The organism is Yoonia sp. JB2-21, assembly GCF_055693545.1.
The window spans coordinates 1-25,710 of the sequence record NZ_JBVFUC010000001.1; the positions used below are offsets into that span (position 1 = coordinate 1).

Annotated in this window: 16 protein-coding genes; 6 read left to right on the forward strand and 10 right to left on the reverse strand. The window is 58.3% G+C overall.

Annotated elements, in window-relative coordinates; all coding sequences use genetic code 11:
• Positions 1 to 9,841 (reverse strand): SdrD B-like domain-containing protein (locus tag ACZ1G5_RS00005; protein ID WP_472730908.1); only part of this gene is annotated, 9,841 nt, incomplete at its 3' end.
• Between the two features lie 690 nt (positions 9,842 to 10,531).
• On the opposite strand from ACZ1G5_RS00005, the gene ACZ1G5_RS00010 reads away from it, so the two are divergent.
• Positions 10,532 to 10,822 (forward strand): hypothetical protein, encoded by a 291-nt coding sequence (locus tag ACZ1G5_RS00010; protein WP_472730909.1) that lies wholly within the window; start codon positions 10,532 to 10,534, stop codon positions 10,820 to 10,822.
• A gap of 82 nt (positions 10,823 to 10,904) precedes the next feature.
• Here the strand turns inward: ACZ1G5_RS00010 and ACZ1G5_RS00015 are convergent, their stop codons facing one another.
• From ACZ1G5_RS00015 to iolD, 8 genes are all read right to left on the reverse strand, one after another.
• The gene (locus ACZ1G5_RS00015; RefSeq protein ID WP_472730910.1) at positions 10,905 to 11,390 is read right to left on the reverse strand and encodes a cell wall hydrolase; all 486 of its coding nucleotides are present in this window, start codon (positions 11,388 to 11,390) and stop codon (positions 10,905 to 10,907) included.
• Positions 11,391 to 11,538: 148 nt separating this feature from the next.
• Complete coding sequence (locus ACZ1G5_RS00020; RefSeq protein WP_472730911.1) at positions 11,539 to 13,296, reverse strand: ABC transporter ATP-binding protein; 1,758 nt, start codon at positions 13,294 to 13,296, stop codon at positions 11,539 to 11,541.
• 281 nt (positions 13,297 to 13,577) lie between these two features.
• Positions 13,578 to 14,567 carry an inositol 2-dehydrogenase gene (iolG, locus tag ACZ1G5_RS00025; RefSeq protein ID WP_472730912.1) on the reverse strand — a complete coding sequence of 330 codons (990 nt, stop codon included), beginning with the start codon at positions 14,565 to 14,567 and terminating at the stop codon, positions 13,578 to 13,580.
• 4 nt (positions 14,568 to 14,571) lie between these two features.
• Positions 14,572 to 15,399 (reverse strand): class II fructose-bisphosphate aldolase, encoded by an 828-nt coding sequence (locus tag ACZ1G5_RS00030; protein WP_472730913.1) that lies wholly within the window; start codon positions 15,397 to 15,399, stop codon positions 14,572 to 14,574.
• Entirely contained in the window at positions 15,396 to 16,238 is an 843-nt protein-coding gene (locus tag ACZ1G5_RS00035; protein ID WP_472730914.1) for a 5-deoxy-glucuronate isomerase, read from the reverse strand. The genes ACZ1G5_RS00030 and ACZ1G5_RS00035 overlap by 4 nt, the downstream gene beginning before the upstream one ends.
• A gap of 11 nt (positions 16,239 to 16,249) precedes the next feature.
• Positions 16,250 to 17,233 (reverse strand): PfkB family carbohydrate kinase, encoded by a 984-nt coding sequence (locus tag ACZ1G5_RS00040; protein ID WP_472730915.1) that lies wholly within the window; start codon positions 17,231 to 17,233, stop codon positions 16,250 to 16,252.
• The gene (locus ACZ1G5_RS00045) at positions 17,230 to 18,066 is read right to left on the reverse strand and encodes a phytanoyl-CoA dioxygenase family protein (RefSeq protein WP_472730916.1); all 837 of its coding nucleotides are present in this window, start codon (positions 18,064 to 18,066) and stop codon (positions 17,230 to 17,232) included. Before ACZ1G5_RS00045 ends, ACZ1G5_RS00040 begins: the two co-directional genes overlap by 4 nt.
• Positions 18,066 to 19,937 carry a 3D-(3,5/4)-trihydroxycyclohexane-1,2-dione acylhydrolase (decyclizing) gene (iolD, locus tag ACZ1G5_RS00050; protein WP_472730917.1) on the reverse strand — a complete coding sequence of 624 codons (1,872 nt, stop codon included), beginning with the start codon at positions 19,935 to 19,937 and terminating at the stop codon, positions 18,066 to 18,068. The genes ACZ1G5_RS00045 and iolD overlap by 1 nt, the downstream gene beginning before the upstream one ends.
• A 121-nt stretch (positions 19,938 to 20,058) precedes the next feature.
• On the opposite strand from iolD, the gene ACZ1G5_RS00055 reads away from it, so the two are divergent.
• From ACZ1G5_RS00055 to ACZ1G5_RS00075, 5 genes are all read left to right on the forward strand, one after another.
• Positions 20,059 to 21,162: a Gfo/Idh/MocA family protein gene (locus ACZ1G5_RS00055; RefSeq protein WP_472730918.1), complete on the forward strand. Its 1,104-nt coding sequence runs from the start codon at positions 20,059 to 20,061 to the stop codon at positions 21,160 to 21,162.
• Positions 21,163 to 21,176: 14 nt separating this feature from the next.
• Positions 21,177 to 22,067 (forward strand): sugar phosphate isomerase/epimerase family protein, encoded by an 891-nt coding sequence (locus ACZ1G5_RS00060; RefSeq protein WP_472730919.1) that lies wholly within the window; start codon positions 21,177 to 21,179, stop codon positions 22,065 to 22,067.
• Positions 22,068 to 22,157: 90 nt separating this feature from the next.
• Positions 22,158 to 23,312, forward strand: a complete 1,155-nt coding sequence (locus ACZ1G5_RS00065; protein ID WP_472730920.1) for a Gfo/Idh/MocA family protein — start codon at positions 22,158 to 22,160, stop codon at positions 23,310 to 23,312.
• A gap of 162 nt (positions 23,313 to 23,474) precedes the next feature.
• Positions 23,475 to 24,056 (forward strand): PEBP family protein, encoded by a 582-nt coding sequence (locus ACZ1G5_RS00070; protein ID WP_472730921.1) that lies wholly within the window; start codon positions 23,475 to 23,477, stop codon positions 24,054 to 24,056.
• Between the two features lie 106 nt (positions 24,057 to 24,162).
• The gene (locus tag ACZ1G5_RS00075) at positions 24,163 to 24,672 is read left to right on the forward strand and encodes a ricin-type beta-trefoil lectin domain protein (protein WP_472730922.1); all 510 of its coding nucleotides are present in this window, start codon (positions 24,163 to 24,165) and stop codon (positions 24,670 to 24,672) included.
• A 42-nt stretch (positions 24,673 to 24,714) separates the two neighbouring features.
• Here the strand turns inward: ACZ1G5_RS00075 and ACZ1G5_RS00080 are convergent, their stop codons facing one another.
• Positions 24,715 to 25,710 (reverse strand): LacI family DNA-binding transcriptional regulator, encoded by a 996-nt coding sequence (locus ACZ1G5_RS00080; RefSeq protein WP_472730923.1) that lies wholly within the window; start codon positions 25,708 to 25,710, stop codon positions 24,715 to 24,717.

Sequence of the window (25,710 nt, forward strand, 5' to 3'; positions counted from 1 at the left end):
CGCCGACATCCACGTCGCGGATGTCGTCGCCGATGCCCACCGTGACTGCCGCCGTTGTCGCGGTCCCGTCCCCGTTGTCCACACCGTCGCTGTCGATCGTGTCGTCGCCGCCCACGTCGGGGGTCACAAACACCGCGTCCGTCGGGTTCGTGAACACAACCGTGTAATCCCCCGCATCCAGGTCCTCAAACAGATAGGCCCCTTCCGCATCCGTCGTCGTCGTCGCAACAACAACACCGCCAAGCACCAGCTGCACTGTCGCGCCGGCAACCGCCGTGTCCCCGTCCGTCTCCTGATTGTCCTTATCCGCATCCCGGAAGAACACACCACCCAAAGACGCCGTGCCCGGATCCGCAACACCCGCATCAACATCGCGGATCGCGTCGCCGATCCCCACCGTCACCGGTGCCGTCGCACCCGTATCCGGGGCCGCATCGCTGTCAACCGTGTCATCCGCTCCCGCGTCCTGACCCACAAGCACCTTGCCGTCAGCAGTCGCCGTCGGGAACACAACCGTGTAGTCCCCCGCATCCAGGTCCTCAAACAGATAGGCCCCCGTCGCATCCGTCACCGCCGTGCCAACCGTCGCACCAGCACCATCCACAAGCGTCACCGTCACACCGGACACACCCATCTCGGCGTCATCAACGTCATTGCCGTCGGCATCCATAAACACACGGCCACCCAAAGACGCCGTGCCCGGATCCGCAACACCTGCATCAACATCCGGCGTCACAGCCCCCGCGACAACCGTCACCGGTGCCGTCAGACCCGTCGCCGGCGCCGCATCACTGTCAACCGCGTCATCACCGCCCTGATCCTGACCCACAAGCACCTTGCCATCAACATCAACCGGGAAGCGCACGCTGTAATCACCAGGCGCAAGGTCATTAAACACATAAGACCCGTCCGCCCCCGTCACCGCCGTGCCAACATCCGCGCCATTCGCATCAACAAGCGTCACAGTCACACCCGCAACACCCATCTCAGCATCATCAACAGCATTATCATTGCCGTCCATAAACACACGACCAGACAATCCACCAACAACGGGCGCTGGGGTCTCAAGACCCGCATCCACATCGCGGATATCATCGCCGATGTTCACCGTGATCGGTGCTGTTGACCCATTGGCCCCCGCATCGCTATCGACCGTGTCATCGGAACCCGCGTCTTGGTCCACAAGCACAAGCCCGTTCACCGTGGTCGGGAACACAACCGTGTAATCATCCGCGTCCAGATCCTCAAACAGATAAGCGCCATCCGCATCTGTTGTCGCTGTTGCAACCTCAACGCCCGCGCTGTTCACCAAGGTGACAGTCACATCAGCCAAAGCCGCCTCATCGCCATTATTGTTGTCGATGCTGTCGTCATTGCTGTCGATAAACACACGCCCACCCAAAGACGCCGTGCCGGGATCAACCAGCCCCGCATCAACATCCGGCGTCGTCTGCCCGGCAACAACCGTGACAGGCGCGGTCTGACCGGTCGCATCCGCATCACTGTCCACAGCATCATCGCCGCCCTGATCCTGATCCGCAAAGACCTTGTCCGTCGGATTGCCAAACTGCACGACATAATCGTCGCCCGCATCCAAGCCGTCAAACACATAGCTGCCATCCGCAGCCGTCGTCGTGCTCGCCACGGTCACACCGCCTTGCAGCAGCGTCACAACAGCCCCCGCAACCGGCATATCCCCATCCGTTTGCGTGTCAGACTTATCGGCATCCATAAAGAACACACCCGTGATCGCACCCGTCCCCGGATCCACCACGCCGACATCCACGTCGCGGATGTCGTCGCCGATGCCCACCGTGACTGCCGCCGTTGTCGCGGTCCCGTCCCCGTTGTCCACACCGTCGCTGTCGATCGTGTCGTCGCCGCCCACGTCGGGGGTCACAAACACCGCGTCCGTCGGGTTCGTGAACACAACCGTGTAATCCCCCGCATCCAGGTCCTCAAACAGATAGGCCCCTTCCGCATCCGTCGTCGTCGTCGCAACAACAACACCGCCAAGCACCAGCTGCACTGTCGCGCCGGCAACCGCCGTGTCCCCGTCCGTCTCCTGATTGTCCTTATCCGCATCCCGGAAGAACACACCACCCAAAGACGCCGTGCCCGGATCCGCAACACCCGCATCAACATCGCGGATCGCGTCGCCGATCCCCACCGTCACCGGTGCCGTCGCACCCGTATCCGGGGCCGCATCGCTGTCAACCGTGTCATCCGCTCCCGCGTCCTGACCCACAAGCACCTTGCCGTCAGCAGTCGCCGTCGGGAACACAACCGTGTAGTCCCCCGCATCCAGGTCCTCAAACAGATAGGCCCCCGTCGCATCCGTCACCGCCGTGCCAACCGTCGCACCAGCACCATCCACAAGCGTCACCGTCACACCGGACACACCCATCTCGGCGTCATCAACGTCATTGCCGTCGGCATCCATAAACACACGGCCACCCAAAGACGCCGTGCCCGGATCCGCAACACCTGCATCAACATCCGGCGTCACAGCCCCCGCGACAACCGTCACCGGTGCCGTCAGACCCGTCGCCGGCGCCGCATCACTGTCAACCGCGTCATCACCGCCCTGATCCTGACCCACAAGCACCTTGCCATCAACATCAACCGGGAAGCGCACGCTGTAATCACCAGGCGCAAGGTCATTAAACACATAAGACCCGTCCGCCCCCGTCACCGCCGTGCCAACATCCGCGCCATTCGCATCAACAAGCGTCACAGTCACACCCGCAACACCCATCTCAGCATCATCAACAGCATTATCATTGCCGTCCATAAACACACGACCAGACAATCCACCAACAACGGGCGCTGGGGTCTCAAGACCCGCATCCACATCGCGGATATCATCGCCGATGTTCACCGTGATCGGTGCTGTTGACCCATTGGCCCCCGCATCGCTATCGACCGTGTCATCGGAACCCGCGTCTTGGTCCACAAGCACAAGCCCGTTCACCGTGGTCGGGAACACAACCGTGTAATCATCCGCGTCCAGATCCTCAAACAGATAAGCGCCATCCGCATCTGTTGTCGCTGTTGCAACCTCAACGCCCGCGCTGTTCACCAAGGTGACAGTCACATCAGCCAAAGCCGCCTCATCGCCATTATTGTTGTCGATGCTGTCGTCATTGCTGTCGATAAACACACGCCCACCCAAAGACGCCGTGCCGGGATCAACCAGCCCCGCATCAACATCCGGCGTCGTCTGCCCGGCAACAACCGTGACAGGCGCGGTCTGACCGGTCGCATCCGCATCACTGTCCACAGCATCATCGCCGCCCTGATCCTGATCCGCAAAGACCTTGTCCGTCGGATTGCCAAACTGCACGACATAATCGTCGCCCGCATCCAAGCCGTCAAACACATAGCTGCCATCCGCAGCCGTCGTCGTGCTCGCCACGGTCACACCGCCTTGCAGCAGCGTCACAACAGCCCCCGCAACCGGCATATCCCCATCCGTTTGCGTGTCAGACTTATCGGCATCCATAAAGAACACACCCGTGATCGCACCCGTCCCCGGATCCACCACGCCGACATCCACGTCGCGGATGTCGTCGCCGATGCCCACCGTGACTGCCGCCGTTGTCGCGGTCCCGTCCCCGTTGTCCACACCGTCGCTGTCGATCGTGTCGTCGCCGCCCACGTCGGGGGTCACAAACACCGCGTCCGTCGGGTTCGTGAACACAACCGTGTAATCCCCCGCATCCAGGTCCTCAAACAGATAGGCCCCTTCCGCATCCGTCGTCGTCGTCGCAACAACAACACCGCCAAGCACCAGCTGCACTGTCGCGCCGGCAACCGCCGTGTCCCCGTCCGTCTCCTGATTGTCCTTATCCGCATCCCGGAAGAACACACCACCCAAAGACGCCGTGCCCGGATCCGCAACACCCGCATCAACATCGCGGATCGCGTCGCCGATCCCCACCGTCACCGGTGCCGTCGCACCCGTATCCGGGGCCGCATCGCTGTCAACCGTGTCATCCGCTCCCGCGTCCTGACCCACAAGCACCTTGCCGTCAGCAGTCGCCGTCGGGAACACAACCGTGTAGTCCCCCGCATCCAGGTCCTCAAACAGATAGGCCCCCGTCGCATCCGTCACCGCCGTGCCAACCGTCGCACCAGCACCATCCACAAGCGTCACCGTCACACCGGACACACCCATCTCGGCGTCATCAACGTCATTGCCGTCGGCATCCATAAACACACGGCCACCCAAAGACGCCGTGCCCGGATCCGCAACACCTGCATCAACATCCGGCGTCACAGCCCCCGCGACAACCGTCACCGGTGCCGTCAGACCCGTCGCCGGCGCCGCATCACTGTCAACCGCGTCATCACCGCCCTGATCCTGACCCACAAGCACCTTGCCATCAACATCAACCGGGAAGCGCACGCTGTAATCACCAGGCGCAAGGTCATTAAACACATAAGACCCGTCCGCCCCCGTCACCGCCGTGCCAACATCCGCGCCATTCGCATCAACAAGCGTCACAGTCACACCCGCAACACCCATCTCAGCATCATCAACAGCATTATCATTGCCGTCCATAAACACACGACCAGACAATCCACCAACAACGGGCGCTGGGGTCTCAAGACCCGCATCCACATCGCGGATATCATCGCCGATGTTCACCGTGATCGGTGCTGTTGACCCATTGGCCCCCGCATCGCTATCGACCGTGTCATCGGAACCCGCGTCTTGGTCCACAAGCACAAGCCCGTTCACCGTGGTCGGGAACACAACCGTGTAATCATCCGCGTCCAGATCCTCAAACAGATAAGCGCCATCCGCATCTGTTGTCGCTGTTGCAACCTCAACGCCCGCGCTGTTCACCAAGGTGACAGTCACATCAGCCAAAGCCGCCTCATCGCCATTATTGTTGTCGATGCTGTCGTCATTGCTGTCGATAAACACACGCCCACCCAAAGACGCCGTGCCGGGATCAACCAGCCCCGCATCAACATCCGGCGTCGTCTGCCCGGCAACAACCGTGACAGGCGCGGTCTGACCGGTCGCATCCGCATCACTGTCCACAGCATCATCGCCGCCCTGATCCTGATCCGCAAAGACCTTGTCCGTCGGATTGCCAAACTGCACGACATAATCGTCGCCCGCATCCAAGCCGTCAAACACATAGCTGCCATCCGCAGCCGTCGTCGTGCTCGCCACGGTCACACCGCCTTGCAGCAGCGTCACAACAGCCCCCGCAACCGGCATATCCCCATCCGTTTGCGTGTCAGACTTATCGGCATCCATAAAGAACACACCCGTGATCGCACCCGTCCCCGGATCCACCACGCCGACATCCACGTCGCGGATGTCGTCGCCGATGCCCACCGTGACTGCCGCCGTTGTCGCGGTCCCGTCCCCGTTGTCCACACCGTCGCTGTCGATCGTGTCGTCGCCGCCCACGTCGGGGGTCACAAACACCGCGTCCGTCGGGTTCGTGAACACAACCGTGTAATCCCCCGCATCCAGGTCCTCAAACAGATAGGCCCCTTCCGCATCCGTCGTCGTCGTCGCAACAACAACACCGCCAAGCACCAGCTGCACTGTCGCGCCGGCAACCGCCGTGTCCCCGTCCGTCTCCTGATTGTCCTTATCCGCATCCCGGAAGAACACACCACCCAAAGACGCCGTGCCCGGATCCGCAACACCCGCATCAACATCGCGGATCGCGTCGCCGATCCCCACCGTCACCGGTGCCGTCGCACCCGTATCCGGGGCCGCATCGCTGTCAACCGTGTCATCCGCTCCCGCGTCCTGACCCACAAGCACCTTGCCGTCAGCAGTCGCCGTCGGGAACACAACCGTGTAGTCCCCCGCATCCAGGTCCTCAAACAGATAGGCCCCCGTCGCATCCGTCACCGCCGTGCCAACCGTCGCACCAGCACCATCCACAAGCGTCACCGTCACACCGGACACACCCATCTCGGCGTCATCAACGTCATTGCCGTCGGCATCCATAAACACACGGCCACCCAAAGACGCCGTGCCCGGATCCGCAACACCTGCATCAACATCCGGCGTCACAGCCCCCGCGACAACCGTCACCGGTGCCGTCAGACCCGTCGCCGGCGCCGCATCACTGTCAACCGCGTCATCACCGCCCTGATCCTGACCCACAAGCACCTTGCCATCAACATCAACCGGGAAGCGCACGCTGTAATCACCAGGCGCAAGGTCATTAAACACATAAGACCCGTCCGCCCCCGTCACCGCCGTGCCAACATCCGCGCCATTCGCATCAACAAGCGTCACAGTCACACCCGCAACACCCATCTCAGCATCATCAACAGCATTATCATTGCCGTCCATAAACACACGACCAGACAATCCACCAACAACGGGCGCTGGGGTCTCAAGACCCGCATCCACATCGCGGATATCATCGCCGATGTTCACCGTGATCGGTGCTGTTGACCCATTGGCCCCCGCATCGCTATCGACCGTGTCATCGGAACCCGCGTCTTGGTCCACAAGCACAAGCCCGTTCACCGTGGTCGGGAACACAACCGTGTAATCATCCGCGTCCAGATCCTCAAACAGATAAGCGCCATCCGCATCTGTTGTCGCTGTTGCAACCTCAACGCCCGCGCTGTTCACCAAGGTGACAGTCACATCAGCCAAAGCCGCCTCATCGCCATTATTGTTGTCGATGCTGTCGTCATTGCTGTCGATAAACACACGCCCACCCAAAGACGCCGTGCCGGGATCAACCAGCCCCGCATCAACATCCGGCGTCGTCTGCCCGGCAACAACCGTGACAGGCGCGGTCTGACCGGTCGCATCCGCATCACTGTCCACAGCATCATCGCCGCCCTGATCCTGATCCGCAAAGACCTTGTCCGTCGGATTGCCAAACTGCACGACATAATCGTCGCCCGCATCCAAGCCGTCAAACACATAGCTGCCATCCGCAGCCGTCGTCGTGCTCGCCACGGTCACACCGCCTTGCAGCAGCGTCACAACAGCCCCCGCAACCGGCATATCCCCATCCGTTTGCGTGTCAGACTTATCGGCATCCATAAAGAACACACCCGTGATCGCACCCGTCCCCGGATCCACCACGCCGACATCCACGTCGCGGATGTCGTCGCCGATGCCCACCGTGACTGCCGCCGTTGTCGCGGTCCCGTCCCCGTTGTCCACACCGTCGCTGTCGATCGTGTCGTCGCCGCCCACGTCGGGGGTCACAAACACCGCGTCCGTCGGGTTCGTGAACACAACCGTGTAATCCCCCGCATCCAGGTCCTCAAACAGATAGGCCCCTTCCGCATCCGTCGTCGTCGTCGCAACAACAACACCGCCAAGCACCAGCTGCACTGTCGCGCCGGCAACCGCCGTGTCCCCGTCCGTCTCCTGATTGTCCTTATCCGCATCCCGGAAGAACACACCACCCAAAGACGCCGTGCCCGGATCCGCAACACCCGCATCAACATCGCGGATCGCGTCGCCGATCCCCACCGTCACCGGTGCCGTCGCACCCGTATCCGGGGCCGCATCGCTGTCAACCGTGTCATCCGCTCCCGCGTCCTGACCCACAAGCACCTTGCCGTCAGCAGTCGCCGTCGGGAACACAACCGTGTAGTCCCCCGCATCCAGGTCCTCAAACAGATAGGCCCCCGTCGCATCCGTCACCGCCGTGCCAACCGTCGCACCAGCACCATCCACAAGCGTCACCGTCACACCGGACACACCCATCTCGGCGTCATCAACGTCATTGCCGTCGGCATCCATAAACACACGGCCACCCAAAGACGCCGTGCCCGGATCCGCAACACCTGCATCAACATCCGGCGTCACAGCCCCCGCGACAACCGTCACCGGTGCCGTCAGACCCGTCGCCGGCGCCGCATCACTGTCAACCGCGTCATCACCGCCCTGATCCTGACCCACAAGCACCTTGCCATCAACATCAACCGGGAAGCGCACGCTGTAATCACCAGGCGCAAGGTCATTAAACACATAAGACCCGTCCGCCCCCGTCACCGCCGTGCCAACATCCGCGCCATTCGCATCAACAAGCGTCACAGTCACACCCGCAACACCCATCTCAGCATCATCAACAGCATTATCATTGCCGTCCATAAACACACGACCAGACAATCCACCAACAACGGGCGCTGGGGTGCCCGGCGCCCAGCACAGATCATCCACGGCACCTGACCCTACAAAATCGATCTCCATCTGGGTGACGCCTGCGGCGTTTAATCCGATTGTCTGTGCGCTGTTGTTGCCACTTGCAGGGATATCAATGACGCGGGTTTCACCATTTGCAAATGTCAGAGTGATGGTGCCGCCCGGTTCTTCGACGTCAAAAATCTTGATGTCGTGCAAATCAGACGGGGCGTCAAAATCAAACGTGATCGCACCGCCAACGGCATCGTCGGGATCACTGCTGTCATTATCTTCCGACACAATCAAAATATTGCCTTGGCCCGCAAAGGCGAGGTCAGTGTCACCACCCGTCGGATTGGCACTGTCAAACAACATGGCATCATTTGCGTCGGTGTTGCGCACATCGCGTTGCGCCGTAATGGTGACGCCAGCAAACTGATCACTCACGACCGTACCGGCATCAAACCCTTCAAAATCCAAAACGGTAAACCCGTCTGGACAGACCTTTCCATCCTGACACAGTTCGATCTTGTCGATCCGCACAAATTCACCGCGGTCACCCGATGCAGTAATTGAAACCGTGTCCCCGGGGTTCAACGCGACCTGCGGAAAGACAACTTCAGAGAACTGGCCATTGTCACTGCCGCGCCCATCGGTGTTGGCATCCAACGTGACCACCGCAACGACAACCCCATTCACCTTAATCTGAATATCAGATTGACCATCGCATTCATCCTGAACAAAGAGCGACAGATCATAGGCCCCCGCTGCACCGTCAAAGGTCGTGCTGATCTCGCCAGTGCCGCCGGCATGCGCCAGCTTTACAAGCCCCCCGTCCGATGCATTCGCCCCATGATGAATGTTGAAACCAGACAAATCCATCGTCTCAGCTTCGATAACAATGCAAACGGGCTCGCCAGCTTCGGCGACATCCTGCACTTTGACCCACAAGGGCTTGTCGATGGTACCGCCCTGCCCGTCATCCGCACGGATCGTCACATCGTATGTATTTACCTCGCCCGAAACATCGGTGGGCTGTTCAAAATCCGGTGGGGTGACAAAGCTGAGGACGCCAGTGCTCGGATCGATTGTGAACGCATCGCGGTCGGCGCCGCCAACGATGCTATATGTGATTGTATCCCCGTCCGCGTCCGTCGCCGAGGCATCAGCAACGACGACAGCATTTTCGTCGATTTCTAACACGCCATCTTGGGGCAGGTTTGCAAACTCTGGCGCCGCATTTGCTGGATCCAGCTCCGGGTCAGCCATGAGATCGGCATAGGGGATGCCACTGCCGGTCACATTATGCTGGGCGACGATTTCCAATTGCGTTCCCGCCGGGGGGACGTCACCGACGAAGCTGAAAAAGTCATCACCCCGCCCGGGGGCCAGATAATCCTCGATCTCAATTTCGAGCAGTTGGTAATGCTGGCCATCAGACCCACGCAGCGTGTAGGCAACCTCCGCATACATGTCCTTGCCCCGGACAGCATGACCATTCACAAAGGCGCGCTGCCCACTATCGGTCGCGTCGTCACCTCTGTCGCCGCTAAGCCGCGCATCGTCGTCATTCACACTGAGCGCGTAAGTCGCAGTTTGCGGCACAACTATCGTATCACCGACGCTGATCGAGTGGTCGTTTTGCGGCAACAAATCCTGCTCAGCAAAAGCGAACCAACGGTAATTTTGATAGGTCATGGCATTGTCCTCTCTGGACGTCATTAACAAGGGTATTGCATGTTTTTGCGATCGAACCGCGACCGGCTTTGCTGGCGTCTATTTGGCGGCAAAACTTCGGAAACGTTCATAATTCGTGACGCTAGCGCACGTCTTTCGAAAAATTCATTCGCAACTCACGCGCCCCCCCACGCTGATTTTTCGTTTCGCTATCGCAACTTAAGTTGATAGCAGCTATTAACTTTTAGAACGGCTGCGGGTGCATCAGTCAATTGATTTAGGGAAAACTGGCCGAAATTGGCCATGCGATGAGCGGTTTTTTGCCTATTGCTGCCTTGGTGGTTGCGAAGGTCAGAAACAGATCAACTCCAAGAAAACTGATGAACTAAAAGCCTCTGTCGACACGATGAAAACAAACAGGATTTTGCGATAATCAGACAAAAGTTACGCACCTCAAAACCTATGACACCGCATATAAAGCTGAGCCAAACTGACGAAACAGCAATTGCGCGTCTTACTCGTACAGCTCAGTGTCTCACTGTCTTATCACGACAAATGAAACGACAGTTTTGGAACCAGATATGGCCGCACCAAGCCCGCAAACGGTCCGATCGACCGTGCACAGCCGCAGATAGTGCTCAAGGTTTCCTTGACTTCCAGCGCTGAATTCAGTCCCTTCACGGCAAGTTTTCGAAGGAGTTGGAGTAACTCATGGGTAGTTTTCTCACAAATAGAACCAGCGTAGCACTGCTCGCTTGTGTCAGCATTGTTGGACCCGCATCAGCTGGTGGTCTAGCCGGAGCGATCGTTGAGGACGTCCCGCCAGTTGTTGCTGCGGCCCCGGCCACACAGGGCGCGACGAACGGATGGGTTATTCCATTGGTCGCACTTTTGGCTGTCGGTGCCTTGGCAGCGGGAAGTGGCGGATCCGGCGGTGGTTCCGGGTCTGATACAGACGGTTCCGGAGGCACAACACCACCAAGCGTCGGCGATGTGAAATAGCAGATCAAATTTGGTCAGACGCGCGTTTGGTTGGGTCAACCACCAATAGCTGACATGCACCTTCTGCCCATATTGGGCAGATCTAGCCCGTAATGCCTTCGATCTGCGGAAGCGGGTTGGGCGATGTTACATTCTCAGGCCGCCGTTTTTCATAGAAAGCATTTCCGCCTGCCGTCATCACATAGTGAATGTTGTTGAAGTTGGCGTTGTACCATGCGGCATGAAAGAACCTTGCACCTGCGATGTTGGGATGTCGTTCGCCGGCCAGCACAGCCGCAGCTGAGGCCCGGGCCAATGCTTGGCCCTCACCGTCCATTGCTTTGCTCATCACGCCCGGCGCAAATTGGTTCTTTTGACTGACGACCGCGCACACGGTGTTTGGGAAGTCATCAGACAGAACCCGGTTCATCACAACACTGCCAACCGCAATCATGCCATCCCGGCTCGAGCGGTTGGACTCGAAATACATCGCCCGTGCCATACAGTCGACGTCAGCCGCCGCCGCTCCACCCTCACCCGGCTGTGACTGACGTGCACAACCGACCAAGCTGCAAGCAACCACCAGCATGAGTATTAACGATTCTTGCGACCCGGAGTTTTGCAATCGATGTACGCCTTCTCTTCCATAAGCCTCAATTTATATGCAGAGTCGTCCGCAATGAACAATGTCGCATTTGATCCATGATACGGTCTTGGTATGCATGGCGATGGCGGCTTTAGGCAACGAGCGTCTGCCGTTGACGCAGCGCACGATAAAGCCCGTTTTCGCGCATCATCAGTTCGGCAGGTGTGCCGTCTTCAACAATCTGCCCCTGATCAAAGACAAGTATCCGGTCCATCCGCTCAACCGTGGCCAGCCGGTGGGCGATCACCAACGTCGTCCGTCCCTCCATCAGCCGTTCAGCCGCCTGTGCCACCCGCGCCTCTGCCTCTGAGTCCAACGATGAGGTCGCCTCGTCCATCACCAAAACCGGCGCATCAGACAAAAACGCCCGTGCAATCGCAACACGCTGACGCTCTCCACCTGACAGCTTCACACCGCGTTCACCGACTTCTGTGCCAAACCCCTTAGGCAGCCGCTCAATAAACTCGGCAGCACCCGCCTGCCGGGCAGCTTCGCGGACATCGTCAAGTGAGGACCCGGGACGCGCGTAGGCAATGTTCTCCGCAAGTGACCGGTGAAACAGGATTGGTTCCTGCGGTACCAGCGCAATCTGGCGGCGCAGATCGTTAAGAGGCACCCGCGCGATATCGACCCCGCCCAACGTAATTGCGCCGCCCGAGATTTCGTGGATCCGCTGGATCAACTTGACAAAAGTTGTCTTGCCCGACCCGGATCGGCCAACCAAACCCACCTTCTGGCCGGCAGGAATAGACACATGCAAATCCGTGAAAAGCGGCGTTGGCGCGCCAACATATCCATAATCCACATGCGCGAATGCAAGTGCGGCGGCCCGGGCTGGCAACTGCGTGGCCGGATGACGGACAACCTGATGTTCTGCCGTCACAGACATCAGCTCCACCAACTCTTCGGCATCGTTGACGGCCTTCTGCAACGACCGTACATGATTGCCAATCTGGCGCAGATACCCATCCAGCATGCCAAGCGCAGAAACAACGAAAGCGATTTCACCAGCATCCGCAAAGCCGCGCGTATAGCTCAACAGCGCGCCACCCAGCACAGCCGCACGCAACCCCCAAATTGAAACGTCTTGCGACAGACCAGACCATGTGCCTCGCCGCCATGTCCGCCTTGTGCGATGCGCCCACTTGTCCAAAACACGGCCCAGGCGGTCATCCTCACGGGCCTCGCCTGCATGGGCCCGCACAACGGCATTCGACGTGATCGCATCCGCAAGCGCGCCCGACACCCGGCTGTCCTGTGCGTTGGCAAGGCGCGCTGCCGGTGCAACCCAATATAGTGTCAATACAAGCGACAACGCCAAGAACAACGCAGCACCAAGGAATGCGGTCAAACCCACTTCCCACCGAAATGCGGTCAGGGTGCCGATCGTGCCAAGCAGGATCAGCACCGACGGCAAAAGCGCCAAAAGCAAGACATCACCCAGATCATCAATCGCCCATGCACCGCGTGTGATCTTGCGAACCGTTGATCCGGCAAATGCATTGGCATGCCAGTCAGCAGGCAAACGCTGGATATGCGCGAATGCCTCGGACTCCGCCGTCCGCATCGTGGGAATCGTCAGATCCACAATGCAAAAATAGCTCAGTATCTTGGCGCCGATCGAAACGGCACCCAACCCCAGAAGCATTGCAAAAATCGCCCAAGGCGCGCTGCCCTCCGCGACAGCCGCAACAAGGCGCCCCGTAATCACCGGGATCGCAATGTCAGAGGCTGTTGATGCCAAAACAAGCAGCAACAGCAGCGCCGCAAGGCGGCCCTGACGCATCCAAAGACGAACGGTGAAAGAAAGAACGCGTGCCAGCGCGCTGTCGGCGGTAAAACGGGTCATGGAAATATCGCGATTGGATCAATCGCGCCCTGCAAAGAATGATGTGTCCGCTGATGGGACAAAGTGACCAATTGGCGGCTATATCAGCCTCAAAAGGGTCAGTTGGTGGCGGAACCGAAACGGAAACCGACCGGGAGGAAAATCTTGCCAATATTCATGATTGTCCTCCTTGCAGGGTATCAGATGCTCTCAACTAAAACGGGTACTGCTTGCAAGTCAAGTCCGACGAATAACAGACGCCTGCTTTCGCGCTTTCTGGCTGATGAACTTGAAAGTAAGCCTTAGGCGAGTTTCTTCGTCAAACCATCCCGCGCTGCCGCATCTGCCGCATCGGCGAGCGTCTGTGCCTTCAAGCCATCCAAACCGGTTGGGCTCACCGCGTGTCCGGCCTCCAGCGCATCAACAAAATGTGCCATTTCTGCCCGATAAGCCGCGGCATAACGCTCCAGAAAGAACGGCTGCGTGGGCGATTTGCGCATACCCTGCCCGTTCGACAATTCGACAGTCGTCTCCAGCATATTATCCGCGCGCAGCATGCCTTTACTGCCATGCACCTCAATCCGCTGGTCGTATCCGTAGGTCGCCCGGCGCGAATTTGAGATCTGGCAAAGCTTTCCACTCGCCGTCTTCAACGTCACAACGGCGGTATCAAAGTCACCGGCCTGCCCGATCTCTGGATCCACCAAACAGGATGCAGACGCTGACAACTCAACCGGGTCTTCGCCCAGCAAGAACCGCGCCATATCCAGATCATGGATCATCATATCGCGGAAAATCCCACCCGACGTTTCGATATAGCCAATCGGCGGCGGCGATGGATCACGCGACAGGATCGTGACAAGTTCCACGTTTCCAATGACTTGATCGACAATCTGTTGCTGAAGATGTGCAAAATTGGGGTCAAAGCGCCGGTTAAACGCGGTCATGAACTGCACGCCCGCCTTTTCCACAACAGCCAGACAATCGTGGATACGGTCAACTGACAGATCAATCGGCTTTTCGCAAAAGATCGCCTTGCCAGCCCCCGCTGCCGCATGGATCAAGTCATAATGCGTCGTCGTTGGTGTCCCAATGATCACGGCGTCGATGCCCGGATCAGTGATCATCGTCTCCGCATCCATGACGGTGGCACCTGTGCTGGCCGCCAGCGCTTCAGCCGCTTCAGGCATCGCATCGGCCACGGCAGCCGCGCGCGCGTTAGTCATGCCCCGCAATGTGGCGCCATGCACCTGTCCGATGCGGCCACAACCCAAAATACCGATATTAATCATCGCGTTAGCCTTTCAGATTGCGCAAAACGGTCTGCGCCGTTGCCATCACCGGATCATGTGTTTCCTTCAGGATCGACACCCGATCAAACCGGTCAGGGTCGCTGTTCACCGCCGCACGCATCGCGGCCCCAAAGGCCATGCGCAATTCCGTCCCGATATTGAATTTGCAGATATTTGTGTTTTTAGCCAATGCTTTACGCTGCGCCACAGGCACGCCTGATCCACCATGAATGACCAAGGGCACGGACGTCGCCGCTTGGATCGCCGCAATCCGCGGCTCATCCAATCCGCCCTCTTTATCCTGCTGCAAATGCACGTTGCCCACTGAAATCGCCATCGCATCGACACCAGTCTCAGCCGCAAATTGCGCTGCCTCAGCGGGATCGGTGCCCGCCGATGCCTCGCCGCCCGAGTATCCAACGAACCCAATCTCGCCCTCGCAAGAAATTCCAGATTTATGCGCCATTTCAGAGATTTGCAGCGTCTCTTTAATGTTATCAGCCAACGGCTTGCGCGACCCATCAAACATCAATGAGGTAAAGCCACTGTCCAAAGCCTCGGAACATTCATCATAGGTATAGCCATGATCCAGATGTGCGACGACCGGGACCGAGGCCTCTTCGGCCAAGTGCCGAAACATGCGGCCCAGCACCGGTAGCGGCGTATGCGCCCGGCACCCCGGCCCTGCCTGCAGGATCACCGGACAATTCTCGGCCTCGGCGGCCGCCACATAGGCGCGCATATCTTCCCAGCCCAAGCAAACCAAACCGCCCACGGCATACCCATCCCGCAACGCCGGTTGCAGCACCTCTTTCAGTGTCACAAGCGTCATTTGAACTTGGCGATCATGTCTTTGATGCCGGGGATCGTTTCGATCTGATAGGCATGAGAAGGCTGAAAATACTGCACGAGGCTACGCTGCGACAAGCCACCCAGAATGGTGAAGTAATACATCTGATAGCCCGGCAGCACCGCACAAGGATGATAACCGCTATCGAGACAAATCGTAGACCCATCCACGATATGATAGGCGTCCCCCGCCTTACCATCCTCGCGCTGCAACATCTGCACGCCCGATCCATGGTTGGGCTTAAAGCGGAAATTATAGGTCTCATCATGGCGCGTCTCGTCGGGCAAACGGTCGGTGTCATGCTTGTGGGACGGGAAACCAGACCAGCCGCCTTCGCCTACGGTAAACAGCTCTGACACCAACAAACGGCCCACCTTGCCGTGATATTTCGTGCCAAGGATATGTTTGATCTTGCGGTGGGTTTTGGTGTCATCGGACCCGTATTGCACCAAATCCAGCTCATCCGCGCGGACCGCAAACGGATCAAGCACCTTGTCATAACGGGCACCGCAAACGAACACTTCGGCCGCATCGCTGGTACAGACCATCGTGGCTTTGGCTCCGACGGGGACATAAACGCCCTCAGGTTCGCCATCCCAGACGTCCTCAACCCGCCCGCCAATGCTATCGGCTGTAAAACCTTCAATCTCGACATCAACGGTACCGGTCGCAGGGGCGATGCACGTTTCATACCCCGGCACCTGATAGGCGAACGCTTGGCCCTTCGTCAGCTTGACGATGTTGAAATAGTTCAGCGGAACGGTCGGGTCGTCCACATCCACAATCGGTTTGTTTTGGTTGTCAAAGGGAGGGATGTGCATCTGTTGGTTCCTTATGCGGCGTCGGTCGGACCGGGATGATCGGCCATGAATTTCGTCAATGTGGGCGTATCAGCCATAGCGGGTGCGCAGCCGGGGCGCGACACGGTGATGGAGGCACAGGCCGACCCACGCAAGATCGCATCGCGCAAGGACTGTCCGTCGGCCAAACCTGTCATCAACCCCGCCATAAAGCTATCCCCGGCACCGGTTGGTTTCAGGGCTGTGACAGGCCAGATGCCCGTGTGGATCTCTTCGCCAGCAGCAAAGGTCACTGCACCGTTCTCGCCCATCTTGTAAACCACGATTGTGGCCGTGCTCTCGGCGAGCGCTTTGGCCTTGGCAAGACCCTTGTCGATGCCGCCCGCCATAAAGCCGAACTCTTCATCATTGCCCACAATCATATCTGATAGGGCCGCTGCGCGGCTCAGCACCTCTTCGGCCACCTGTGGTGATGCCCAGGAATAAGGCCGGTAATCGACATCAAAGATAATTGGCAAACCGGCGGCTTTCGCCCGGTCAAAGGCCTCGAAACTCGCGCTGCGCGACGGTTCTGCGGCAAAGACCGTGCCTGCCGTGATCAACGCGCCAAATTTGGTGTAATCCACAGCCGCCACATCATCGGCATCCATCTGAAAATCTGCCGCCCCATTGCGGTAGATCACATTGCGGTGGCCTTCGACCCGGCTTTCGTAAAAGGCCAATGAATTGCGATATTCGCCGCCCACGGGCGTGACATATTCAGTGCCGACACCGTAGCGTTTCAACTGGCCCACACAATAACTGCCGACGCTGTCATCGGACACGCGGGTCACCAAAGACGCCCGCCCGCCCAGCTTGCAAATGCCCGCCGCGATGTTGGCTGATGACCCGCCAAGGCCCAGTGTCACCGTCTCTGCATCCTCTGCCGCCACACCGGGATCAGTAAAAAAATCGATCCCCGCACGTCCGACGACAACAAAATGGTTCTTTTTGATACCGGCCAGAAGATCCGTCATTTGCGCCCAATCGTGTTTTGCGCCGCTACCTTATCAAAGGCCTGCGGATGTGGGTAATTCTGGCCAAGCAACTGACGCAGGTCATCGGATGCGGCATCCATGAAACCATCCGGCAAGGCGGCATGCATTTCCTCAATCGGGGTCAGCCATTTCGGCGCGTAGTTGATCAAGACCGCACTGCGATCAATGCCAGAGGTGTTGGGCATCGCACAATGCCACGCGGCACCAAAGAACAAGGCCACATCACCCGGCTCACCCAGCATCCGCTCGCATTTGTCGTAGAACCCGTCCTCTTCTGTCGGATAACGCAGTTCTTTCTGCGATCCCGGCATATAGGCGGTCGCCCCGGTTTCTTCGGTAAATGGATCAAGCAGGATCGACACCTGCGCATTCATCGGGAACGACGCGTTCAACCCAATCGGATGCGTCTCGGCCTTATACATATCCCAATATGGGTAATCGACATGCGGCTCCTGCCCCGGTCCGCCGGGCATGATCCGGTTGGCGGCGATTGAGCCCATGATAAACTCGGTGCCCAAAAACTTGCGCAGCACCTTCATAAGAACCGGATGCGCGGCCATGTCAGAAAACACCTCGCCCTTCGCCAGCAGGTTCCAGACACGGCGCTGAAGATGCAGCGATCCGTCTTCTTCTGCCTGCCCCTGAAAATGCGTCACCTTATCGGCTTCTGCAGAATGATGGTGAATAATGCGGCGCGCCTCGGCAATCTGGTCCTTGGTGAATAGACCCGTCAGCAGTACAGCACCTTTGCCATGCATCAGTTCGTGTACAATTGCATCAGGATCAACGGTTTCGGGCGTAAAACGTAACATCAGATCCCCTTGCGTTGTTTGCTGCGGCTGCTTTCCCAATCAACATGGGCCGTGCGCACTTTGTCAGATGTGGTGATATGCGGCGTGCCTACCTCCCACCAAGTATGTCCTTCGGTCGTCCACCCCTCATAAGGGTCGACCTTCATGCAAATCACGTATGTATTGGTTGCGTCTTTCGCCCGCGCAAAAGCCGCTTCCAATTCAGCAGGAGAGCTGACCGTTTCAGCCTCTGCCCCCATGGACCGCGCATGCGCTTCGAAATCGACGCCAACTTTGTTGGTGGCGGTCGGCGTATCGGTGATCAGGTTGTTAAAGCTTTCGTTGCCCGTATTATTTTGCAACTTGTTGATTACAGCAAAACCGCCGTTATCCAACACAAGGACAATCAGCTTTTTCTCTGTTAAAACAGCGGAATATATATCGGAGTTCATCAACATATATGATCCATCGCCACAAAAGACGATGGTGTCCTGCTCTGGTTCCATCTGGGCTTGGGCAATACGCGCGCCCCAGCCGCCAGCGATCTCGTATCCCATGCAGGAAAACCCGAATTCGACGTCGACTGTCCCGATATCCAGCGTCTTCCAGTTCGCTGTCACCTCGGCAGGCAATCCACCCGCCGCTGCAACCACGCGGTCGCGCGGATCGCACAGGCGGTTCACCTCGCCAATCGCCTGCGCATAAGACGCAGGTCCATTGCCGACACGCGTGTTCTCATCCACATAATCATTCCACTTTGCCCGCTCGGCCTGGGCCGTCGCTGTCCACGCGGCCGGGGCGCGGTACCCTGTCAAGTCCTCTGCAAAAGCGACAATCCCCAACCGCGCATCGCCAACCACCGTCGTAGACAGATGCTTTGCCGCATCATGACGACCGACGTTGAGGCCGATAATCTTGGCGTCATGGGCAAAGGCGGTCCACGAACCCGTCGTGAAATCCTGCAAACGCGTGCCAATCGCCAGGATCACGTCGGCCTGTTCGGCGATTGCATTGGCGCTATCCGATCCCGTCACGCCAATCGGCCCGATATTCAGTGGATGGTCATGCACCATATTGGCGCGCCCTGCGATCGTCTCAACCACCGGAATGCCGGTCTTTTCGGCAAATGCGGTCATCTCAGTTACCGCCCCCGAATACTGCACGCCACCACCAGCGATGATCATCGGACGTTCGGCGTCTTTCAACAACGCCACCGCTTGCGCGACCTCAAACTCATCCGGCGCTTGCCGACGAATCCGATGCACACGCTTCTCAAAGAAACTGACGGGGTAATCATAGGTCCACCCCTGCACATCCTGCGGCAAACCAATGAAGGCCGGGCCGCAATCAGCCGGGTCCAGCATGGTCGCCAAAGCAGCAGGCAGCGACTGAATAACCTGGGCCGGATGCGTGATGCGATCCCAAAAACGGCTGACGGCCTTGAACGCATCGTTCACGCCAAAGGTCGGATTTCCAAAATGCTCTAACTGCTGCAACACCGGGTCAGGCAAGCGCGTTAGGAACGTATCCCCACACAGCATCAGCATCGGCAAACGGTTGGCGTGGGCCAGTGCGGCAGCCGTCAAAAGGTTTGCCGTACCGGGCCCGGCAGAGGCCGTGCACAGCATAAAGCGCTGGCGCTTATAGGCCTTGGCATAGCCTGCCGCAGCAAAGCCCATCCCCTGTTCGTTCTGACCACGATAAAGCGGCAGCTCCGCCCGGTGCTCATACAGCGCCTCACCCAGGCAGGTCACATTGCCATGGCCAAAAATACCAAAACCACCGCCGCACACACGGGTTTCAACCCCGTTGGCAACCGTCCACTGATTTGACAGATAGCGCACAATGGCCTGTGCCACCGTCAGCGTCACGGTCTCGACTGCTTGCCCCATGAATTCCCCCCAAAGATGAAGCACGATTTGTGCCATGGCCACGATTGGCTGTTGACGTCAGGCCTAAAAGAACGATACCAAAATTGCAACCGGTTGCAACCGGTTTTTGGAAAGGGCCCATATGGCACAGATTGGCATCGGTATTGTTGGCGGCGGCTACATGGGCAAAGCGCATGCGGTCGCCCATTCAGCGGTGGGTGCAATTTTTGACACGCCTCTGCGGCCACGCTTGGAAATGGTCTGCGCCACAAATGGGGCATCAGCTGAGAAATACCGCACAGCATATGGATCTGCACGCGGCACCGCCGATTGGCAAACGCTGGTCAACGACCCAAAGGTCGAGGCTGTTGTCATTGCCTCGCCCCAATCCACACACCGCGACATAGCCCAAGCCGCCTTCGCGCTGAACAAACCCGTCTTCTGTGAAAAACCCCTTGGCGTTGATGTGGCCGACAGCCGCGCCATGGTAGAGGCCGCTGAAAAATCAGGCCAGATCAACATGTCTGGCTTCAACTACATCCGAACGCCTGCCTCGCAGTTCGTGAAACAAATGCTGGATGCAGGTGAAATCGGCAAGATCACAGGCTTTCGCGGCGAACATACCGAAGATTTCATGGCCGACCCGGAAGAGCCCGCAACATGGCGCAGCCAAGGCCACGCCAACGGATGCATGGGCGATTTGGCGCCCCACCCGATCAATTGTGCGCTGCGTCTGATGGGGCCAATGACTGAGGTGATCGCAGAGGTTGAAACTGTCATCCCAGAACGCCCCGGCGGGACCGTAACCAACGACGATCATGCGCAGATCATGTGCCGCTTTGCTTCTGGCGTTTTGGGCAACATTTACGTCAGCCGCGTCGCAACAGGGCGCAAAATGGGCTACAAATACGAGATTACCGGGACCAAAGGTGCGATCTATTTTGACGGCGAAGACCAAAACGCCGTGCATCTATACAAGATCGCAGGACCGCAGGCGCAACGCGGCTTTACCAAGATCCTCACCGGCCCGGAACACCCTGATTACAAATCATTTTGTCTGGGGCCCGGCCATGGCACCGGCTATCAGGATCAGATCATGATCGAGGCCAAGGATTTCCTCACTGCCATTCACACCGGCCAGAACATCTGGCCCACGTTCCGCGACGGGATGGAGGTGAACCAGATCGTCGCCGCCTGTCACGCCTCATCCGCCGCGCGCAGCTGGCGCAACATCTCAGATTTCTAAAAGAAAGCCATGCCATGACCATCAAAATCGGCAACGCCCCTTGTTCATGGGGCATCGAATTTGCATCCGACCCCGCCTATCCCACGTGGCAATCGGTCCTTAGCCAATGCGCAGGCGCGGGCTACAAGGGTATCGAATTGGGGCCTATTGGGTACATGCCCGAAGACCCCGCGATCCTGCGCGATGAACTGGCCAAGAACGACCTGAACATCATCGGTGGCGTTGTGTTCCGTCCGTTCCATGATGCTGGGAAATGGGACGAAGTTGTCGATGCCTCCAAACGCACCTGCGAAGCTTTGGTCGCCCATGGCGCACAGCACCTCGTGCTGATCGACAGTATCTCGCCCCGCCGTGCGCCCACAGCTGGCCGCGCGGATGAGGCCGAACAGATGGACACAGCCGAATGGACAGCCTTCCGCGACCGGATCGCAACCATCGCAAAGATGGGAACCGAAGACTACGGCCTGACCGTTGGCATGCACGCCCACGCCGCAGGCTTCATCGACTTTGAGCCAGAGCTGGAACGGCTTTTGAGCGAGGTTGACGCAGATATCTTAAAAATCTGTTTCGACACCGGACACCACTCCTACGCAGGCTACGATCCGGTGGCGTTCATGAAACGGCACATCTACCGTATCAGCTATATGCACTTCAAAGATATCGACCCGGTGGTGAAGGCCGACGTGGTTGCTAATCGGACCGATTTCTACAAGGCCTGCGGTCAGGGCATCTTCTGCAACCTTGGGCAAGGCGATGTCGATTTCCCGGCTGTGCGCAAAGTGCTGTTGGATGCCGGGTTCGAAGGCTGGTGCACGGTCGAGCAAGACTGCGACCCATCGCTACCCGGCACACCGCTGGAAGATGCCGAAAGCAACCGCAAATACCTCGAATCCATCGGGTTCTGATGCTTACGGCCTGTATGTACAGCGTATGTACAGGATATGTACGGCATCTTTACCCGGCAAAACTGACTTCTTGAACGAAAGACAAATGCCATGACAAAACTGAAATGGGGCATGATCGGCGGCGGCGAAGGCAGCCAAATCGGACCAGCACACAGGCTGGGTGCGGGGCTCGACGGGCTGTTTGAATTCGCGGCTGGGGCGCTGGATCACCGGCCCGAATATGGCATCGACTATGGCCAGCGGCTTGGCCTTGGCGACCGCGCCTATGGTGGCTGGCAGGATATGCTCGAGGGCGAGAAAAAGCGCGACGACCGGGTCGATCTGGTGACAGTTGCGACACCCAATTCCACCCACTTTGAGATCACCAAAGCCTTCTTGGAAGACGGCTTTCACGTACTGTGCGAAAAGCCCATGACAATGACGGTCGAAGAAGGCGAAGAGATCGTTGAGATTGCTAAGAAAACCGGCAATATCTGTGCGGTGAACTATGGCTACACCGGCTATTCACTGGTGCGCCATATGAAGGCGATGATCGCGCGGGGCGACATTGGCAAGGTCCGTTTGGTCAACGCCGAGTTTGCCCATGGTCACCATGCTGATGCGACAGATGCAGATAACCCGCGCGTGCGCTGGCGCTATGATCCCGCACAGGCAGGCGTGTCGGCGCAATTCGCCGATTGCGGTATCCACGCCATGCATATGGCCAGCTTTGTCACTGGGCAGGAAGTGATGAAACTATCAGCAGATACAGTGTCTTGCATTGATGTACGGACACTAGAAGACGATGCAATGGTGAACTTCCGCATGGATGGCGGCGCCGTCGGGCGGCTTTGGACGAGCTCTGTCGCCATTGGACGCCAGCATGGTTTGGGCATTCAGGTCTTTGGCGAAACCGGCGGGTTACGGTGGAGCCAGGAACAGCCAAACCAGCTCTTCTACATGCCGCTTGGCGAACGCCTGCAAATCATCGAACGGGGCGAGGCGAACCTGTCGCCAGAAGCCGACCGGACCACGCGCGTCACCATCGGCCATGCCGAGGGGATGCCGCTGGCATTCGCCAATATCTATACCGATCTTGCCGAGGCGATCAGCGCCCGCAAGGAAGGCCGCACGATGGACCCGGCGGCAAACCTCTACCCCCGCGCCGAAGACGGCTTGCGGTCAATGGCCGCCGTTTCTGCCGTCGCTGCATCGGGTAAAGCGGATGGCGAATGGCTCGACGCGCGCCCACCGATGTTCCGGTAAGCCTGCAGAGACTAAAAATTGTGCAGGTCGGCTTTGTGAAACAAGGCCGACCTGTGACACAATGGCGCGAAAACCTGCTTATTGTAGATATTTGAAAAAGATCGACGGAAGTCCGTGGTTCATCCGTAGTATAGACAACGGATATAAACCTCGGAGATCGCAATGCGCCTGACACTCATCACTCTTACTTCGGTTCTTGTTTCGGCAGCCTCGCTGCAGGCCGAGACATATGACGCGGACGTTTGGGCGGACAACTGGTTTGAATTGCGCGTGAACGGCACACAGGTTGCCGAAGACAGCGTGTCCATCACGACCGAGCGATCGTTCAATGCCGAAAGTTTCACCTTCGAGGCAGAACGCCCCTTTGTTCTGGGCCTTGTCGCCAAGGACTTCAAAGAAAACGACACCGGGTTGGAATACATCGGCTCTGGTCGTCAGCAGATGGGCGATGGTGGCGTGATCCTTCAGATCCGCGATGCCGCCGGCCAAACCGTCGTGGTCAGCGACGATGGCTGGCAATGCCATGTGATCCACACCGCCCCCCTGGACAAATCCTGCGAAAGCGAAAGCAATCCGGTCGCAGGCCAGGCGCCTTGCGGGTTTGAAGCCAGCGAAGAACCCGAAGGCTGGGACCTGGCGGGGTTTGACGCCGCCGATTGGGCACCAGCGGATGTCTACACCGCAGGACAGGTCGACCCAAAATGGGATATGATGAGATTTCTTGGGACGCGGACGCCGAATTGATCTGGGGCCCTGATCTGGAACAAAGCAACACCGTTCTCTGCCGCCTCGCGGTCGAGTAATTCACGCATAGAAATAAGGAAAAAGCACTATGCTAAAAGCAACTGCTATGACACTCACTCTTACCATGGCCGCAAGTACAGCCATGGCTGAAAACGTCGAGGTCTATGTCATCGATATGCTCGACAATATCCAAAGCGGGTATTGCCTGGATATTGCCAAAGGTCAGGGCGAAAGCGCGAACCCCGATGATGGGCTTCAGGCCCACACCTGCTATAGCCCAACTGGCGAAATCTTCGTTGATCAGGCCTTTGATTCTGAACAGTTTGCCGATGGCGTGATGTACATGCCTGAATTCGATGTCTGCATGCAGGCACCCTCAACCGAAGCAGGCGCAGCGGTTGAACTGGCCGCCTGTGATGGCTCTGACGCGCAAAGCTGGGCCTTTGAAGGCGAAGGCACAATTGCGCCCGCATCAGCAACAGATATGTGCCTGACATTGACCGGCGACACCCGCACAGGACGCAGCGAAGAAAACCAGATGATCGCCCTGTCCTTGCAGGCTTGCTCGGATGATCTGGCCGCAACACAGACATGGGGCAACCGCGCCGCGGAATAACCCTCTGGCCGGGGGTTGGTTCTGCCAGCCTCCGGCACTGACTTACGGCAATGGCCGCAGCGTCCCCCGTTCCACAATCGTACAAGCAAACAACCGTGCCTCGGGGTAGCGGCTATCGTCTTTGAGCGAGGCTTCGATCAGCTCAATCGAGGATGCGATAATCTGTTTGATCGGATTGTGGATCGTCGTCAGATCAATATTTGCCCAACCGGCCATTTCCATGTCATTAAGCCCAATAATACCAACATCTTGCGGCACCAACAGCCCCGCATCTTTGATCGCTGACAACGCCCCGATAGACAAAACATCATCGCCGCAAAAATACGCCTCTGCGGGGGCGGATCGCAGCAAACGCTGCATCTCGGCACGGCCAGCATCAAATGAATAATTGCTGGCAAAGCTGACCGAGAATTCCAACGCCGCGTCGTTTGCGGCCTGCACAAACCCCGCCAAACGATCTTGGGTCGATGTCGCCGTTTCGGGACCACCCAAAAAGGCCACACGCTTGTACCCGCGCGCCGCCAGCGTTTGTGCCGCCATCCGTCCTGCCTCGATATTGTCGATCCCCAGCACGTTGACTTGCGGGCTGGGCGATTGTCGCCCGAACGAATGCACGACAGGCACGCCTGCATCTTTGAACCCTTCGGCAAATGTCGCGGGCAAGGTTGAGGAGGCAACAATTACCCCATCTACTGAATAAGCGCGCAGCATGCGGATCGAATTCTCCGGGTTCACCTCGTCCGTCAGGTTGACCAACAGTGGGCGCAAGCCGCGCGCTTGCAGGCCCTTGGTGAACAGGTCAAAAACCTCTAGGAAAATCGGGTTGTGAAAGTTGTTGGACACCAACCCGATCAGCTTGGTCCGCCCCGTTGTCATCGCAGAGGCCAATGCGTTGGGGCTATAGCCGAGGGCATTCGCCGCCTTCTCGACTTTTGCGCGCGTTTTCTCAGAAACGGATGCGCCTTCGGTATAGGTGCGCGACACAGCAGACCGGGAGACCCCCGCACGTTCCGCCACATCTTTCAAAGTTACCGCCAC

Bases quoted from the DNA above. Each gene is read 5' to 3' on its own strand.
- ACZ1G5_RS00010 (WP_472730909.1), top strand. From the start codon at position 10,532: ATGGGTAGTTTTCTCACAAATAGAACCAGCGTAGCACTGCTCGCTTGT.
- ACZ1G5_RS00015 (WP_472730910.1), bottom strand. From the start codon at position 11,390: ATGCTGGTGGTTGCTTGCAGCTTGGTCGGTTGTGCACGTCAGTCACAG.
- ACZ1G5_RS00020 (WP_472730911.1), bottom strand. From the start codon at position 13,296: ATGACCCGTTTTACCGCCGACAGCGCGCTGGCACGCGTTCTTTCTTTC.
- iolG (WP_472730912.1), bottom strand. From the start codon at position 14,567: ATGATTAATATCGGTATTTTGGGTTGTGGCCGCATCGGACAGGTGCAT.
- ACZ1G5_RS00030 (WP_472730913.1), bottom strand. From the start codon at position 15,399: ATGACGCTTGTGACACTGAAAGAGGTGCTGCAACCGGCGTTGCGGGAT.
- ACZ1G5_RS00035 (WP_472730914.1), bottom strand. From the start codon at position 16,238: ATGCACATCCCTCCCTTTGACAACCAAAACAAACCGATTGTGGATGTG.
- ACZ1G5_RS00040 (WP_472730915.1), bottom strand. From the start codon at position 17,233: ATGACGGATCTTCTGGCCGGTATCAAAAAGAACCATTTTGTTGTCGTC.
- ACZ1G5_RS00045 (WP_472730916.1), bottom strand. From the start codon at position 18,066: ATGTTACGTTTTACGCCCGAAACCGTTGATCCTGATGCAATTGTACAC.
- iolD (WP_472730917.1), bottom strand. From the start codon at position 19,937: ATGGGGCAAGCAGTCGAGACCGTGACGCTGACGGTGGCACAGGCCATT.
- ACZ1G5_RS00055 (WP_472730918.1), top strand. From the start codon at position 20,059: ATGGCACAGATTGGCATCGGTATTGTTGGCGGCGGCTACATGGGCAAA.
- ACZ1G5_RS00060 (WP_472730919.1), top strand. From the start codon at position 21,177: ATGACCATCAAAATCGGCAACGCCCCTTGTTCATGGGGCATCGAATTT.
- ACZ1G5_RS00065 (WP_472730920.1), top strand. From the start codon at position 22,158: ATGACAAAACTGAAATGGGGCATGATCGGCGGCGGCGAAGGCAGCCAA.
- ACZ1G5_RS00070 (WP_472730921.1), top strand. From the start codon at position 23,475: ATGCGCCTGACACTCATCACTCTTACTTCGGTTCTTGTTTCGGCAGCC.
- ACZ1G5_RS00075 (WP_472730922.1), top strand. From the start codon at position 24,163: ATGACACTCACTCTTACCATGGCCGCAAGTACAGCCATGGCTGAAAAC.